A 515-nucleotide genomic window follows, 5' to 3' on the forward strand; every position below is an offset into this window, starting at 1 on the left:
CCTGGTCGAGGAAGACCTGGTCATGGACGGTTGGACCGAGCTGGCCCGGCGCATCCTGCACCGCATCGCCTCGCTCGAGGGTCCTGTCGACCTCCCCCGGATCATGGACGCCGTCGAGGACGCCGACTTCGAGAAGATGGAGCAGATCCGGGCTCGTTGCGACGAGGTGGTGGAGGATCCGGAGACGGCTCAGAAGCTGAAGGCCTGGTACCGCCAGCTGTGCAAGCGGCCCTGCTTCCAGATCGGAAGGGCGTCGTGGAGGGAAAGAGGGGAGGGCTGGGTGTTGGGCGGATCGAGAAGCAGAAAAGGAAACGGATAGGTCCGGAAACGCCGCCGGCAGACCAGCTCGGCGCCCTTCGGGACCTGCGAGAAGCCGGAAAGATCGGCCGGAGAGGGCTGTCCGAAATCACGGTGTGTGAAGTCGCGAGGAGCGCGGAGAGAGTGGACCGAGCGAGCGACAAAGAACGCAATAGAGATCTCGACCGCGTTGAAGCAACGAGCGGATATGCAGCGGG

The 515-nt window shown here is 64.3% G+C and carries 1 pseudogene; it reads left to right on the forward strand.

Annotated features, from left to right (window positions below):
• Nucleotides 1–319, forward strand: a pseudogene (locus CFP71_RS43135) (hypothetical protein); the annotation flags it as partial.
• Between the last annotated feature and the right edge of the window lie 196 nt (nucleotides 320–515).

This window comes from Amycolatopsis thailandensis (assembly GCF_002234405.1).
Classification (GTDB): domain Bacteria; phylum Actinomycetota; class Actinomycetes; order Mycobacteriales; family Pseudonocardiaceae; genus Amycolatopsis; species Amycolatopsis thailandensis.